The organism is Luxibacter massiliensis (genome assembly GCF_900604355.1).
GTDB classification, from domain to species: domain Bacteria; phylum Bacillota; class Clostridia; order Lachnospirales; family Lachnospiraceae; genus Luxibacter; species Luxibacter massiliensis.
On the sequence record NZ_UWOE01000001.1, the window covers coordinates 1592501 to 1608863 of the forward strand.

At 46.6% G+C, this 16363-nt stretch carries 12 protein-coding genes; 8 read left to right on the forward strand and 4 right to left on the reverse strand.

What is annotated here, in order from left to right:
• Positions 1-104: 104 nt before the first annotated feature.
• From EFA47_RS07320 to EFA47_RS07355, 8 genes are all read left to right on the forward strand, one after another.
• Positions 105-1961, forward strand: a complete 1857-nt coding sequence (locus EFA47_RS07320) for an O-antigen ligase family protein (RefSeq protein WP_122642676.1) — start codon at positions 105-107, stop codon at positions 1959-1961.
• Between the two features lie 16 nt (positions 1962-1977).
• On the forward strand, positions 1978-3522 hold the full coding sequence (gene pap, locus EFA47_RS07325) for a polyphosphate:AMP phosphotransferase (RefSeq protein WP_122642677.1): 1545 nt from the start codon (positions 1978-1980) through the stop codon (positions 3520-3522).
• A gap of 262 nt (positions 3523-3784) precedes the next feature.
• On the forward strand, positions 3785-4786 hold the full coding sequence (locus tag EFA47_RS07330; protein WP_122642678.1) for a deoxyguanosinetriphosphate triphosphohydrolase: 1002 nt from the start codon (positions 3785-3787) through the stop codon (positions 4784-4786).
• Between the two features lie 147 nt (positions 4787-4933).
• Positions 4934-6709, forward strand: a complete 1776-nt coding sequence (gene dnaG, locus EFA47_RS07335; protein WP_122642679.1) for a DNA primase — start codon at positions 4934-4936, stop codon at positions 6707-6709.
• Positions 6710-6766: 57 nt separating this feature from the next.
• On the forward strand, positions 6767-7876 hold the full coding sequence (rpoD, locus tag EFA47_RS07340; protein ID WP_122642680.1) for an RNA polymerase sigma factor RpoD: 1110 nt from the start codon (positions 6767-6769) through the stop codon (positions 7874-7876).
• Between the two features lie 10 nt (positions 7877-7886).
• Complete coding sequence (locus tag EFA47_RS07345; RefSeq protein WP_122642681.1) at positions 7887-8648, forward strand: tRNA (adenine(22)-N(1))-methyltransferase; 762 nt, start codon at positions 7887-7889, stop codon at positions 8646-8648.
• On the forward strand, positions 8635-9417 hold the full coding sequence (locus EFA47_RS07350) for a Nif3-like dinuclear metal center hexameric protein (RefSeq protein WP_122642682.1): 783 nt from the start codon (positions 8635-8637) through the stop codon (positions 9415-9417). The genes EFA47_RS07345 and EFA47_RS07350 overlap by 14 nt, the downstream gene beginning before the upstream one ends.
• 178 nt (positions 9418-9595) lie before the next feature.
• A complete protein-coding gene (locus EFA47_RS07355) occupies positions 9596-11266 on the forward strand; it encodes a nucleoside kinase (RefSeq protein WP_122644448.1) in 1671 nt (556 codons plus the stop codon).
• Positions 11267-11368: 102 nt separating this feature from the next.
• Here EFA47_RS07355 and EFA47_RS07360 read toward each other — a convergent pair whose 3' ends face one another.
• From EFA47_RS07360 to aroC, 4 genes are read right to left on the reverse strand one after another with little or no spacing between them, the layout of a single operon-like run.
• Positions 11369-13252: an extracellular solute-binding protein gene (locus EFA47_RS07360; RefSeq protein ID WP_122642683.1), complete on the reverse strand. Its 1884-nt coding sequence runs from the start codon at positions 13250-13252 to the stop codon at positions 11369-11371.
• Positions 13249-14064: an ABC transporter permease gene (locus tag EFA47_RS07365; protein WP_122642684.1), complete on the reverse strand. Its 816-nt coding sequence runs from the start codon at positions 14062-14064 to the stop codon at positions 13249-13251. Before EFA47_RS07365 ends, EFA47_RS07360 begins: the two co-directional genes overlap by 4 nt.
• The gene (locus EFA47_RS07370) at positions 14054-15127 is read right to left on the reverse strand and encodes an ABC transporter ATP-binding protein (protein ID WP_122642685.1); all 1074 of its coding nucleotides are present in this window, start codon (positions 15125-15127) and stop codon (positions 14054-14056) included. Before EFA47_RS07370 ends, EFA47_RS07365 begins: the two co-directional genes overlap by 11 nt.
• Complete coding sequence (aroC, locus tag EFA47_RS07375) at positions 15117-16232, reverse strand: chorismate synthase (RefSeq protein ID WP_122642686.1); 1116 nt, start codon at positions 16230-16232, stop codon at positions 15117-15119. The genes EFA47_RS07370 and aroC overlap by 11 nt, the downstream gene beginning before the upstream one ends.
• Between the last annotated feature and the right edge of the window lie 131 nt (positions 16233-16363).

Below are 16363 nucleotides of genomic sequence, written 5' to 3' on the forward strand. Positions count from 1 at the left end.
TGTTTACAGCTTGATAGGGTTTTGTATACCTGGTTAATATGCTGTATTATCAACGCATTATAACAGTATTGTTACAAAATCAGGCATAAGGAGCGGCCAAGGCAATGAAAATAGACGATGTGAGAAAACCGGCAGATTTAGTAAAGCGCGCGCTATGTACTTTGACAGTCTGCTTTATAGTAATTTACCCTTTTCTGGCTTACTGCCATATAGAACAGCCGACAGGCCTCTCTTTAATATATTTTGCAAAAAAATCCAGGTTTATTGCAGATTATTTTTACTATATTAAAGAATGGGGATTGGTTGTATTTTCTATTGCACTCTTGGCAGGGATTTTAACATATCTGTTTTTACCTGGTGTAAAAGAGCAGATTTTAAGCGGGAGGGCAAAAGTGCGCCTGTTGTTTAGCATCCTTGCTGGATATGCAGGACTATGCCTGCTCTCTTGTATCTTTTCAGAGCACCGGGAAATTGCGTTGTGGGGATTATGTAAGGAGTATGAGGGGATTTTGGCAATGGGAGGATATCTCCTCTTATTTTTGGGCGGCTACATGCTTTTTTCGGAGAAACAAGGAAGGGGATACCTGAAAGCTGGCATTTTTATTCTGGGTATTCTGACTGGCATATGCTCTGTGGCAGAGTGGATATGGGGATCCCCCTTTGAGAACGAGGAGTTTGTGAGGCTTTTGACGCCAGACAGATATGGGCATGTGGCCAGGGCGTTTGTGGACTCTTTCCAGAACAAGGCTGTACTGGCTTTTGGAAACCCTGGTTATTTGGGTGGGTTTTGCGCCCTGCTTTTGCCGGCAGCACTTGGGATTTTCTGGGAAGCAAGAGGGAAGAGCGGGAAAGTTCTGGGGTTTTTGTCCTCCGCTGGATTCCTGGCCGGCCTGGTGCTGTCGGGGGCAACAGGACCTTTATATGGAGCCATTTTTTCGATTATAATTTTGTGCCTGCTTTCCAAATCTCTGGGGTTTCTGTTTTCTGTAGGATTTTTGTGCATCTCTGTTTTTTTGGCTGTTTTTGGCGCGGGAGCAGCGGGCGGGATTACAGGCATAAGCAAAATGCTGAAGGGTACGGCTGTTAATGAGAGTTATACTGCAGGGGATTCTCTATATTATGTGGACAAAATCCAGTTGGATGAAGGAATTCTGAAAGTGGACTCAAAAGATTCAGGTTTTTCTTTAGAATACCATCCTGACAGGGAGGAAAGCCCAGATATAGCCTCCTGGTTTACGGCCCGCGATGAGAATGGGAAAGAGCTTACAATTGCTGCAGAGGGCAGTATGCTGGCATTGGACGGGGAAGAGTATCAATATGTAAAACTGGGAGTGATGGATCAGCTTTTGGAGGTAGATCTAGGCTATGAGGATCCGGTGGTGTTTTACCTGGATCAAAACGGATTGTTTTACAATTCATTTAATGGACAGCCTCTTGCCCAAATCCCCCAGCCTGCCATAGAAGGAATGGACAAATTTTACTCTCTTTTTACAGGGCGGGGATATGCATGGGTCAGTATATTGCCTGTATTAAAAGAATGTATTGTACTTGGCAAGGGAGTTGGCACGTTTCCATTTTATTTCCCACAGTCAGAAGTAGCAGGAATGCTCAATACCCATGGAAGCTGTGATTTATTTGTGGAAAAGGCCCACAACTGGTATATCCAGACGGCAGCCGCTACAGGGATTCTTTCACTTATATGCCTGCTGGCTTTATGTATCTATCATATAGCCAAAAAAGTACGGCAGATCTGCATCGGGGGAAATTGGGGGACAGGCTATGAAAATGGGATTTTCTGCGGGGTACTGGCTTATCAGGTTACAGGGATAGTAAATGACAGCAGTATCACTGTCAGTCCCTTTTTCTGGCTTCTATTTGGCTGCAGCTTTGGGATTCTTTTCAAATGTGGAAGAGAAGGTTTACAAAACAATAAAACCGTAAATACTACAAAGAAGCATTAGGTTGGAGGAAAAGTGTATGTTGGAAAAGGTGGATCTCACGAAATCAATGACAAAGGCAGAGTATAAGGCAAAGATGCCTATGCTTGAAGCAAGGATAGGAGAACTGCAGAGACAGTTAAAAGCCTTGAATATCCCTGTCATGATCGTATTTGAAGGATTTGGGGCATCTGGGAAAGGACTGCAGATTGGAGAGCTGATCCAAAGCTTGGATCCACGTGGATTTACTGTGTATGCGGTAAAGGAGGAGTCCAAGGAAGAACACTTTCATCCTTTCCTCTGGAGGTTTTGGACAAAAACACCGGAAAAAGGGAGGATTGCTATATTTGATGGAAGCTGGTACCGCAAGGTTTTGATTGAAAGGTTCGATAAGAAAACAAAAATAAAGGAAATTTCAGATGCCTACCAGTCCATCTGTTCTTTTGAGAGGCAGCTAGCCCAGGACGGCTGCATTATAATAAAACTTTTACTGGATATTGACCAGAAGGAGCAGAAAAGTCGCCTGAAGAAGCTGAAAAGCTCCAGGGAAACGGCATGGAGGGTCAGCCAAGGGGACTTAGAACGGAATGCACGGTATAAAGAGTATAGCCAGATGATGGAGGAGATGCTGCAGATTACAGATACAGATTTTGCTCCATGGACCATAATTGAGGCAACAGACCGAAGATTCGCTACAGTAAAGATTTATTCTGTGATCATAAAGTCACTGGAAGAACAGCTTGACAAAGTAATAAAGAAAAAAGCTAAGGAGAAGGCGGCGGAGGCCATTGAAGAATTTGCAGAGGAAGGAAATATTACAGCCGAAGCGGTCAGGACAACAGTGGATGAAAAATCTTTGGGAGAATCTGTGCTGTCCAGGGCAGACCTGACTCTGAGCCTGAGTAAAGCAGAATATAAGAGAAGGCTGAAGGAGCTCCAGAAGAAAATGCGTCTTCTCCACGGGGAGATTTATAGAAGAAGGATTCCTGTGATACTGGGGTTCGAGGGTTGGGACGCAGGGGGCAAGGGCGGTGCAATTAAACGGCTGACAGCGAAGATGGATCCAAGAGGGTTTGTAGTCCATCCGACAGCATCCCCCAATGATATTGAAAAGGCACATCATTATCTCTGGCGTTTCTGGAGTGCAGTACCAAAGGCGGGGCATATTGCGGTCTTTGACCGCACCTGGTACGGGCGCGTCATGGTAGAGCGTATAGAAGGGTTCTGTACAAAACTGGAATGGCAGAGAGCCTATAAAGAAATCAATGACATGGAAAGAGATTTTGTGAATGCAGGCGCCATTGTCATGAAATTCTGGATGCAGATTGATAAAGAAGAGCAGGAGAGACGTTTTAAAGCACGTCAGGAAAATCCCCAGAAACAGTGGAAAATCACTGAGGAGGACTGGAGGAACAGAGATAAATGGGAGCAGTATGAAGAGGCAGTCAATGAGATGCTGATACGTACCTCCACTAAAAGCGCGCCCTGGATTGTGGTAGAGGGGAATGATAAATATTATGCCCGTATTAAAGTGCTGGAATCTGTAGTCCAGGCAGTGGAAGATAGGATAAGGGATTTAAAATAATGGACTTCTGGGAATTGACTGGGCGTCAAGCCTGGGGCAAAGGGCAGATCCTAACTGGCTTCTTCCTATAGGGGGCCAAACGGATATGAAAATATGCCTGTTTGGCCTTTTATGCCAAGAGAATAAAGGAAATAGGCAGTAATTGCAGAATAGTATATATAGAACAGGGCGGCCATACCCCAAGGCTATGGGGCGCTGATTCCGGATATAATTTAATGAGAATGTGCTTTGCGCATTCTTTTTCATGATGAGGGACAGGCCTATGACAATCAGAGAACAGATGGAAGAGAGAGAACTGCACTATTTAAGTCCCTATGCAGTCTTTAGCAGAGACTCCAGAGGGAGAGAGAGACAGGAAACAGAGTGCGACATACGCCCTGTATTCCAGAGAGACCGGGACCGGATACTGCACTGCAAGGCATTCCGGCGCCTGAAACAGAAAACCCAGGTATTCTTGCTTCCCAAAGGGGATCACTACCGGACAAGGCTCACCCACACGCTGGAAGTTTCCCAGAATGCCAGGACTATTGCCAAAGCACTCAGGCTGAATGAGGATTTAGTGGAGGCTATTGCCTTGGGCCATGATCTGGGCCATACACCTTTCGGGCATGCCGGTGAAAGGGCCTTGAACAGTGTCTATCATTTCAGCCACAATGAACAGAGTATCCGGGTGGTAGAATATTTGGAAAAGCGGGGGGCGGGACTGAACCTTACCTGGGAGGTAAAAGACGGCATACTCCACCATCAGACATCTGGCCATCCCCATACATTAGAAGGACAGGTACTTAGGCTGTCGGATAAAATTGCCTATATCAACCATGATATTGATGATGCCATACGGGGCAAAATCCTGGCAGAGGAAGATATTCCTTCCAGGTATCGGAAAGTTTTAGGGAATACAAGCAAAGAGCGGCTAAATACCATGGTCCATGATGTAATCACCCACAGTATGGACAGGGAGGAAATAGTGATGTCCGAGGAAGTCAAGGAGGCGATGGGAGGACTGCGCAAATTTATGTTTCAAAATGTTTATATGAACTCCAGGGCAAAGGGGGAGGAGGATAAGGCGGTCCATTTGATCGAACAACTCTATGATTACTATATCAGGCATATGGACCGCATTCCCCAGCAGTTTCTCCAGGAAGCCTATGGGCGGAAGGACTGCAGGGAGCAGATCGTGTGTGACTACATAGCAGGAATGACGGATAATTATGCCGTGAAAAAATATGGAGAATTTTTTGTTCCTGAGGCGTGGAAAAATTAAAGGAAATCAGGAGGTTTTGTCGAATATATATAATAGAGTTTCATCTGCAGGCATATTTATGGGATGCCTGGGTTTAAAATAGCTGTTTAAGGGCCTTTGGCATATAGGCTGGCAGGAATGTAATTTTTAGGCACATTGGAGGAAGCTATGTATTATCCAGAGGAATTGGTAGAAGAAGTCAGAATGAAAAATGATATAGTAGATGTCATTTCAGGGTATGTGAGGCTGCAAAAGAAGGGAAGTTCCTATTTTGGCCTCTGCCCTTTCCATAATGAAAAATCCCCTTCTTTTTCCGTGAGCCGGGACAAACAGCTGTACTATTGTTTTGGATGTGGAGCCGGGGGAAATGTGTTTACATTTCTGATGGAGTATGAGAATTATTCTTTTACGGAAGCATTGAAGTCCCTGGCCGACCGCGGGGGGGTGGCGCTGCCCGAATTAGAATATTCAAAGGAGGCGAAAGAGAAGGCTGATCAGCGCGCTGTGCTCCTTGAGATCAACAAGGCGGCCGCACAGTATTTTTATGTACAGCTTCGTTCAAAGCAGGGGGAAACGGCCTATACATATCTGAAAAACAGGGCATTATCAGAGGACACAATGAAAGCTTTTGGACTGGGGTATTCCAACAAGTATAGTGATGATTTATTCCAGTTTCTGAGAAAAAAGGGATACAGTGAAGAGTTGATCCGCAAGGCAGGCCTGATAAACACGGATGAGAAAAACGGTGTCTATGATAAGTTCTGGAACCGTGTCATGTTCCCTATCATGGATGTGAATAACCGTGTAGTAGGCTTTGGCGGGCGCGTCATGGGGGATGGTAAACCCAAGTACCTCAATTCACCAGAGACGGAGATTTTTGATAAAAGCAGGAATCTTTACGGACTGAATAGGGCGCGGACATCCCGCAAGCCGTATTTGCTGCTGTGTGAAGGGTATATGGATGTGATTGCCCTGCACCAGGCAGGATTTGCCAATGCGGCGGCTTCCCTCGGCACGGCCCTGACAACAGGGCACGCCTCCTTGATTAAGCGGTATGCTAATGAAGTTTATCTTACATATGACAGTGATGACGCGGGAACCAGGGCCGCCCTCAGGGCAGTGCCTATATTGAAGGAGGCGGGGATCGCAGCCAGGGTCATCCGTATGGATCCCTACAAAGACCCGGATGAATTTATTAAAAACCTGGGGGCAGATGAGTTTGAGAAGAGGATTGGCAATGCCAGGAACGGATTTCTGTTCAGTCTTCAGATCTTATCCGGGGAATACGATATGTCGTCCCCGGAAGGGAAAACAGCCTTTTTTAATGAAGCGGCAAAGCGTCTGACAAGTTTCGAGGACGAGCTGGAGAGGAATAATTACATTGAGGCTGTAGCCGCAGAGTATAAGGCTGAACCGGAGAGCCTCAGGAAGCTGGTTGTGAAAACTGCCGTAAAAGAGGGCATGGCAAGGCCCGCCCCACGGCCAAAGCCAGTTTCCAGTAAAGAAAAGCCGAAAGAGGATGGGATACGGGTGTCCCAAAAGGTCCTGCTGACCTGGATGATTGAGGATCCAAAGCTGTTTGGGACTATCCGGCAGTACATAACCCCGGATGATTTTACCGAGAAGCTGTACCAGACTGTGGCCCAACTTCTTTACAGGCAATATGAGTCGGGAGAACTTAATCCGGCAAAAATATTGAACCACTTTTCTGCCGAGGAGGAACACAGGGAGGCGGCCTCCCTGTTCCATACAAAAATCAGGGAGCTGTCCACAAAGGAAGAGCAGGGACAGGCGCTCAAGGAAACAATCCTGCGGGTCAAGGCCAATAGCATTGATTACAGGACCATGCACTTAGATCCCACGGATATGAAAGGACTCCAGAGGCTGATGGAAGAGAAACATATACTAGATGATATAAAGAAACTGCATATTTCTATTGAATAAGGATAAAATAATACAAGATAGCCATATACTGCGTATAGGCGAAGGAAGGATGGACACATGGAAGAAAACACACAGAAATTTGACGAGAGGCTGAAAGAACTGACTGTGCTGGGAAAGAAAAAGAAAAGTATCTTAGAGCTTCAGGAGATCAATGATTTTTTCAATGATATGGAACTGGATGCAGAACAGATGGAAAGAGTGTTCGATCATCTTGAGTCAAATAATATTGATGTGCTTAGAATCAGCGGCGATGACGATGACGTGGACGTGGAAGTCATTATTTCGGACGACGATGAAGTGGATATGGAGAACATCGACCTGTCTGTGCCGGATGGAGTCAGCATCGAGGATCCTGTGCGTATGTACTTAAAAGAGATCGGAAAGGTGCCCCTCTTAAGTGCGGAGAGAGAGATTGAGCTGGCACAGCGCATGGAGGACGGGGATGAAGATGCCAAGAAGGAGCTGGCAGAGGCAAACCTCCGTCTGGTGGTCAGTATCGCAAAGCGTTATGTGGGGCGGGGCATGCTGTTCCTGGACTTGATTCAGGAAGGGAATTTAGGACTGATAAAGGCAGTTGAGAAATTTGATTATCATAAAGGGTATAAATTCAGCACTTATGCCACATGGTGGATACGGCAGGCAATCACGAGGGCCATTGCAGACCAGGCCAGGACGATCCGTATCCCAGTGCATATGGTGGAGACGATCAATAAACTGATCCGTGTGTCCAGGCAGCTGCTCCAGGAGCTGGGGCGTGAGCCGGCGCCCGAGGAGATCGCCAAGGAGCTGGACATGCCTGTAGAGCGGGTGCGGGAGATCCTCAAAATTTCCCAGGAACCAGTATCTCTGGAAACGCCCATTGGGGAGGAGGAGGACAGCCATCTGGGTGATTTTATCCAGGATGACAACGTGCCTGTCCCGGCAGAGGCGGCTGCACAGACTCTTTTGAAGGAGCAGCTTGATGAGGTTCTTGATACCCTGACAGAGAGAGAGCAGAAGGTTCTCAGGCTTCGTTTTGGAATGAATGACGGAAGGGCCAGGACACTGGAGGAGGTTGGCAAGGAATTTGACGTCACCCGTGAGCGGATCCGCCAGATAGAGGCAAAAGCACTCAGAAAACTGCGCCATCCCAGCCGCAGCCGGAAGCTGAGGGACTATCTGGATTAGGCGGCGTATTATGGAATTATCAAAAAGACTGGCGGCAGTAGCCGGGATGGTGACTGCCGGGTATAAAACGGTGGATATAGGCACAGACCATGCTTATATCCCCATTTATCTTATGGAGAAAGAAGTTATTCCCTCGGCCATCGCCGTGGACATCAACAGGGGGCCCCTTGCGCGTGCCCGGAAGAATATAAAAGACCATGGACTGTCAGGTGGCATAGAGACAAGGCTTTCAGACGGGATGAAACAGCTTGCACAAATGGAGGCAGAAGCTGCAGTGCTGGCAGGAATGGGGGGCGGCCTGGCTATCAAGATATTGAAGGAGAGCTTTGATGTGGCTGTTAGCTTTAAAGAGTTGATTCTGCAGCCCCAGTCAGAGATTGCAAAAGTCAGGGCCTTCCTTTTGCAGGAAGGTTTTTCGTTTGTAGATGAAGATATGGTTTTGGAGGATGGGAAATTCTATACCGTAATCAAGGTATTGCCCCCTTCCGGACATGGCAGCCCTCGGCAGAATACGGCAGAGACAGCAAGGGGGAAAAATGGGGACAGGGAAGGCGTAAAATGGGACAGCCTGGAGATACAATATGGAAGGATACTCCTGCAAAAACGTCACCCCATATTAAAAATATTTCTAGAGCGGGAGCTGTCTGTGAAAAGAGAGATCTATGCCGCCCTGTCTGCACAGCACAGTGACAGGGCAGGACGAAGAGCCAGAGATCTGGAAAGAGAGATTACTTTTGTGGAGAAAGGACTAAAATACTATGCTTTGCAGTGATATTATAAAAGTCATTGAGGACACTTACCCAAAGGAGGCAGCGCTGGATTTTGATAATGTGGGACTTTTAGCGGGCAGGACTGAAAAGGAAGTGGGATGCGTCTATCTTGCCCTTGATGCTACAGGCCCGGTCATAGAGGATGCACTGAAGGCTGGGGCAGATATGCTGATCACCCACCACCCGCTGATTTTTTCACCTCTTAAGGCAGTGACAGATCAAGACTTTATCGGAAAAAGGATTCTCTGCCTGATCCAGAATGACTTGTCTTATTATGCCATGCATACGAATTATGATGTGCTTGGGATGGCAGAGCTCTCTGGCAGGCTGATGGGACTTGAAGAGCCAGAGGTGCTGGATGTAACCAGGGTACAGGATGGGAAACCAGAAGGAATAGGCAGGGTGGGAAAATTGCCTGTTCCGCTGACTTTGGAGGAATGTAGTGCATATGTCAGGCATAAGCTGAAACTAGGGCCTGTGAAAGTATTTGGGAGCCTGGACTTGACAATAAGGAGGATGGCTATATCCCCGGGGTCAGGGAAAAGCGCAGTTGAGCCTGCCTTGGAAAAGGGGGCAGATGTGCTGGTGACTGGGGATATGGGGCACCATGAAGGGATAGATGCGTGGGAGCAGGGACTTTCAGTTATTGATGCCGGGCATTATGGCACAGAATATATTTTTATGGAAGATATGGAGAAATTTCTGGCACGGAAGCTTCCTGGACTGAAAGTAGTAACAGCGCCGGCCATGCATCCCTTCCAAATACTTTAAATATCGTTTTCAATAGCCTAGTACCCCGATGTAAGCAACGGGGCACTGGGCCCTCGCGGCAACAGCCAATTGGATCTGTACAAGTCCTCTTGGCTCCTTGTTTGGGGAAATAAAAAGGCGGTGCTGGCAGAGTAATTAGAATTGTTTTATGAAATATGTGGATGCGGAAAGGAATATAATGGCAGCAAAAACATGCAAAGTATGTATTGGAAGTGAAGTGAGGGAATATGAGGCGGGAACCTCCTATCAGAGGATAGCAGAAGATTTTCAGGCAAGGTATGGGCACCAGATCGTGCTTGTGTTTGTCAACCGGTTCAGGCTCCAGGAGCTGGATAAAAGGCTGGAGGGAGACTGTGAATTAGAGTTTATCACCACCGGGGATGCCATAGGATACGAGACTTACCGGAGAAGCCTGTGTTTTATGCTTGTAAAAGCAGTTCACGATGTGGGGGGCCATGAAAATGTTGAGAGGGTCAGGATCCATTTCTCGGTGAGCAAAGGATATTATTGTACCATAGAAGGGGATGTGGCATTAGACCAGGATTTTCTTGACAGAGTGGACCTGCGGATGAAGGAGCTGTGCAGGGACAGGATTCCCATAGAAAAACGTTCTATCCACACGACAGAGGCGGTGGAGTTATTTAAGAAGCATGGTATGTTTGACAAGGAAAGGCTTTTTGAGTACAGAAGAGTTTCTAAAGTCAATATTTACCGGATGAATGAATTTGAAGATTATTATTACGGGTATATGGTGCCGGATGCTGGATATCTGAAATACTATGCCCTGCATCTGTATGACGAAGGGTTTATCATACAGATGCCCACACGCTCAGAGCCTGAGAGGGTGGACGCCCTTGTTCCCAGGCCAAAGCTTTTTCAGGTATTAAAACAATCTGTACTCTGGGGGGATCAGCAAGGTATAGAGACAGTAGGCGCTTTAAACGATATGGTGACACACCGGGACATGAGCGAGGTGGTTCTTGTGCAGGAGGCATATCAGGAACGCCAGATTGGGGAAATTGCCAAAAAAATTGCAGAGCGCCCGGATGTAAAATTTATTTTGATAGCAGGGCCGTCATCTTCAGGGAAAACAACTTTTTCCCACCGTCTCTCCATACAGTTAAGGGTCAACGGCATGCGCCCCCATCCCATAGCAGTGGACAATTATTTTGTGGACCGGGAGCAGACACCCCGGGATGCTGACGGGAATTATAATTTTGAATGTCTGGAAGCAATTGATGTAAAGAAATTTAATGAAGATATGCGGGCCCTCCTGGCAGGTGAGGAGATATATCTTCCCATATTTAATTTTAAATTAGGAAAAAGGGAGTATGATGCGGTTCCCAAAAAGCTTGGAAGGCAGGATATACTTGTCATTGAGGGAATCCATTGCCTGAACCCCAGGCTGACAGAGGCGCTCAATGACGACTATAAATTTAAAATATATATCAGCGCCCTGACCCAGCTTAATATTGATGAACATAACCGGATCCCCTCCACAGATGGGCGTCTGATACGCCGTATTGTGAGAGATGCCAGGACAAGGGGGACTACTGCAAGAAATACAATCGCCATGTGGCCCTCTGTCAGAAGAGGGGAGGAAGAGAATATCTTTCCATACCAGGAAGGGGCTGACGTGATGTTCAATTCTTCCCTTTTGTATGAACTGGCTGTCCTGAAGCAATATATAGAACCTCTTTTGTTTGGCATGGATAAGAAGTGCCCAGAATATGCAGAGGCAAAAAGACTGCTGAAATTTTTTGATTATTTTGTTGGAATAGGGAGTGAATCTGTTCCTACCAACTCACTTTTAAGGGAGTTCATAGGCGGCGGCTGCTTTCATGTATAGTTAAGGCCAAAGCAAAAAGTATGTATAAAGATTTAAGAAACCCCTCCTGTATGGATTTTCTATATTTTAATCCGTACAGGAGGGGCCTCTTTAATAGGAAATTTATTTGGATTTTACTTCTCTCCAGAGCTGATTATAAACTGCGTCGTTGTCATCCCCCAGGAACTGGAAAGTCTCACAGTTGGACAGAGATTCTGGGTCAGGGAATGCGATCTTACTATTTCTAAGCCAGTCGTCCTCAATCAACTTACGTCCCTCTGTATTGGGGATAGAGTAGGTAATATAATCAAAATTCATTTTAGCTATCTCAGGGCGGCAGAGGAAATCTATAAATTTCTCCGCATTTTCTTTATGCTTGGCATTCTTGGGAATGACCCAGGAATCGATCCATAGGTTGGACCCTTCTTTTGGTATGACATATTCCAGATCAGGGTTTTCCATCTGGGTGTAGAGTGCCTCACCAGAATAAATCACCCCGATGGCAGCTTCATTGCCAATCATTTTATCCCGCACCTGGTCAATAACGTAGGCCTGTACAAGAGGCTTTTGCTCAATTAAAAGCTGTTTGGCAGCCTCCAGTTCATCTAAATCGGTAGAATTCAGGGAATAACCCAGATATTTCAATGTAATTCCAAAAGCATCGCGCACACTGTCCTGCATCAGGATGCTGTCCTTATATTTTTCATCCCAGAGGACACTCCAGCTGTCGACAGGCTCATCTACCATAGTTTTATTGTACAGGATTCCCACCGTGCCGAAGAGATAGGGAACTGAGTATTTGTTTTCAGGGTCGAACTGCCGGGACTGCTCCATATATGTCTTGTCCACATATTTGATATTTGGCATATTATCAAAGTTAATCTCTGCCAAAAGGTCATTTTCTAACATACGCTGCACCATATAATCAGAAGGGCAGACTGCATCATATGCTATGGCCCCGGACTGGACTTTTGGATACATGATTTCGTTGGTCTCATATTCTTCATATACCACATCGATCCCAGTCTCTTCCTCGAACATAGTAATGGCTTCCGGATCCAGATACTCACCCCAGTTATATACAATCACCTGGTTGCCGTCAGTACGGCTGTTCTGGGAACCGTAGAAAAACCCTCCGGCTATAATCACCACTACCATAACTGTGGGAACAAATTTCCGGAAAATAAACCGGGATATGCGGTGTGATTTCCGGATTTCAATCCGTTTTGCCGAAGAATCTGTTTTTTTATCCGGTGTGATGTTCACCAGGAAAAGGAGAACAAGCACAGTCATGAACATAATAGTTGAAAGTGCGTACATCTCCGGCTTAATACCTTTTCTGACCTCGCTGTAGATTTTGGTGGACAGCGTATCCACGCCCGGACCCTTCGTAAAATGGGTGATGACAAAATCATCTAGGGACATAGTAAAGGAGAGTAAAAATCCTGAAAATACTCCGGGCATAATATCTGGGAATACTACTTTAAAAAAAGCGTATAAAGGGGAGGCGCCCAGATCCTGTGCAGCCTCATAGGTGCTCTTGCTTGTCTGCTTTAGCTTCGGCATGACGCTGAGTATGACATAAGGTATATTAAAAGTAATATGGGCCAGCAAGATGGTGGAGAATCCTAGGGAAAACCTAAATGCAATAAACAGAAGCATCAGGGATATGCCGGTAACAATGTCTGCATTCAGCATGGGAATATTCGTAACTCCCATGAAGAGAGTGCGGAATTTAGGCTTCATTGCCTGGATGCCGATGGACGCGGCTGTACCGATGACCGTTGCTGCCAGGGCTGAGACAAGGGCAATGATCAGAGTCGTATACAGGGCATTCATAATATCCTGGTTCTGGAACAGGGAGACGTACCATTTTCCTGTAAAGCCGCCCCACTTCGCCCGGGTCTTGGCGCTGTTAAAGGACAGGACCATTAAAGTGACGATGGGAGAGTAGAGCAGGACAAAAATTAATATTAGATAGAATCGTTTCAGTGCGTTTTTAATCAAAATGCATTACCCTCCCCATTCTTGTCGTATTTGGCTATCAGCGCCATACTGGCAATAATAAAAATCATCAGGACTAAGGATAGGCCAGATCCCACATTCCAGTTGCTGCCCTGTTTAAATTCCTGTTCAATAACATTACCGATAAGAAGTATCTTACTTCCTCCCAGCAGGTCTGAGATCACGAATGTTGTCAGGGAAGGAACAAAGACCATGGTGATGCCGCTGATAATGCCAGGGATACTCAAAGGGAATATAATCTTTGAGAAGGTCTGCAGGTTATTGGCGCCCAGGTCACGGGCGGCAGAAATAACATCCTTGTCAATTTTAGACAGGACATTGTAAATGGGCAGAACCATAAAAGGGAGAAAATTATATACCATCCCGAGTATGATCGCGTAGGGCGTATTGATAATTGCCTGGGGCGGAAGATGGAAAAATGTAAGGACTGCATTGATAACCCCGTTCTTTTCCAGCAGGTTCTGCCAGGCAAGGGTGCGCAGCAGAAAATTCATCCACATGGGAAGAATAAAAATTAAAACAATAAAGCTCGTCTGGTTCACATCTTTCTCTGATAAAATCATGGCCAGAGGGTAAGCCAGGATCAGGCACAGGATGGTGCTTATAAAAGAGAGCAGCAAAGCCAGCCCCAGGGCCTTTAAATTCTCTGGGGTAGTAATCTGTGCCAGGTTCATGAATGTAAATGTCCCTTCTTTATCTGTCATGCCGTAATAGACGATCATAAGAAGGGGAATGACAATAAAAGACAGGGCCCAGAACAGATAAGGGCCTGCCAGCAGTTTTCTATTCTTCAATTCCAACAGCCTCCGCATCTTCAGATTCGGGTTTTTTCATAATCTGAATATCAAAAGGGTCAACTTTTATGCCCACCTCAGTTCCCACCGGAAACATATCTGTACTGTGTACAAGAAGCTCGTAATTATTGGCCAGGACTTCCATCTCGTAGTGGACCCCTTTAAAAATAAGGTGGGTGACTACGCCCTCAATACTTCCCTCCCCAGGTTTTACCAGGTCAATGTCTTCCGGCCGGATAACCGCATCCACAGGCGTATTCCGGCCAAAACCTACATCTACGCACTGCCATATGGCTCCCAGCATCTTCACAACTTTATCCTCCACCATGGTAGCCGGAAGGATATTACTGTCTCCGATGAAATCGGCCACAAAGGCGTTTTGAGGTTCATTGTATATGTCCTCGGGAGTGCCTATCTGCTGTATATATCCCTGGTTCATGACCACAATGGTATCGGACATAGTCAGGGCCTCTTCCTGGTCATGGGTGACATAGACGAATGTGATGCCCAGCTCATTTTTCAGCCGTATCAGCTCATACTGCATGTCCTGGCGCAGCTTCAGATCCAGGGCGCCAAGGGGTTCGTCCAGAAGCAGGACTTTTGGTTCGTTCACAATGGCCCGGGCAATGGCAATCCGCTGCTGCTGCCCGCCGCTGAGGGAATCTGGCGTCCTTGCCTCGTACCCCTCCAGATTTACAAGCTTAAGGGCATAACGTATTTTATCCTGTATATATCCTTTTGTCTTGCCTCTGATTTTCAGGCCAAAAGCAATATTTTCAGCGATGGACATATGGGAGAATAGGGCGTATTTCTGGAACACAGTATTTAACTGCCTGCGGTTTGGCGGAAGGCTGTTAATATTTTTACCGTCAAAAATAATGTCCCCGGAATCTGGAGTTTCGAAACCTCCCAGAATTCTAAGAAGGGTAGTTTTGCCGCAGCCGCTTGGCCCGAGAAGAGTCAGGAATTCATTTTCCCGGATATAGAGATTTAATTGATCTAAGACAACGTTCTCGTCAAAGGATTTGGTGATATTGACAATATCAATTAATTTATTGGACATTCTTTTCCTCCGTATAGTAGTCTTTGACTTTATCCAGCCGGCTGCCCATATTTTGCAGGAGCAGATCGGCGATTGTGAGGGCCGCCATGGCCTCCACCACCACGACTGCCCTAGGGACGATAATAGGGTCATGCCGCCCATGGATAGAGAGGCTGACTTCCTCGCCGCTTTCGGTGACACTTTGCTGTGTCTGTGAGATGGAAGCAGTAGGCTTGACTGTGGCGCGCAGGATTAAAGGGGAACCGTCGCTCATTCCGCCCAGTGTCCCTCCAGAATGGTTTGTCTGCTTACAAACTTTTCCGTCGGACAGGACGAAGGCATCGTTGTTCTGGCTGCCTGTGGAAGCGCCTGCAAGAATGCCGTCCCCAATCTCCACCGCTTTTATGGCACCGATGGACATGACGGCTCTGGCAAGGCAGGCGTCTAATTTGTCGAATACAGGCTCCCCCAGTCCGGCAGGAAGGCCGGTGATGGTACACTCTATAGTTCCTCCGCAGGAATCCTGGTTTTTCATCAATGTGTCCAGATGCTCGGCGGCCTTTGCAGCCGCCTTATTGTCAGGCATACAGAGAGGGTTCTGGGTGATTTCGGAAAAATGGTAGGCTTCAGCAGGAACTGTGACTGGCCCAATGGACTTTGCATAAGAAACCAGATGAATCCCTATTTCCTTTAATAATAATGAAGCGACAGCACCGGCTGCCACCCGCCCTATTGTCTCCCGGCCAGAGGAACGCCCTCCGCCGCGGTAATCCCGGAACCCATATTTGGAAGTAAAAGTAAAATCTGCGTGGCCGGGACGGTAAGTGTATGCAATATTGCCATAATCGCGGGAACGCTGGTCCTGGTTGCGGACAAGCAGTGAGATTGGCGTGCCTGTAGTTCTGCCTTCAAAAATTCCAGACAAAATCTCCACTTGGTCCGCCTCATTTCTTTTAGTGGCATACTTGCTCTGTCCTGGTTTTCTCCGGTCAAGATAGCGCTGTATATCTGCTTCATCCAGTTTAAGCCCGGCAGGACATCCGTCGATGACGGCGCCGATTGCCGCACCATGGGATTCTCCCCATGTTGTTACCTGGAATAGTTTACCAAATGTTGAGCCGCTCATAGCAATTCTCCTTTCATTTTACACATAGGCTTATTATATAAGAAGATATATAAACACGCAATCCTTAATTTATCTTTAAATTCATACTTTTATACTGTACATTTCTATGTTTTCGTAATATAATGTGGACT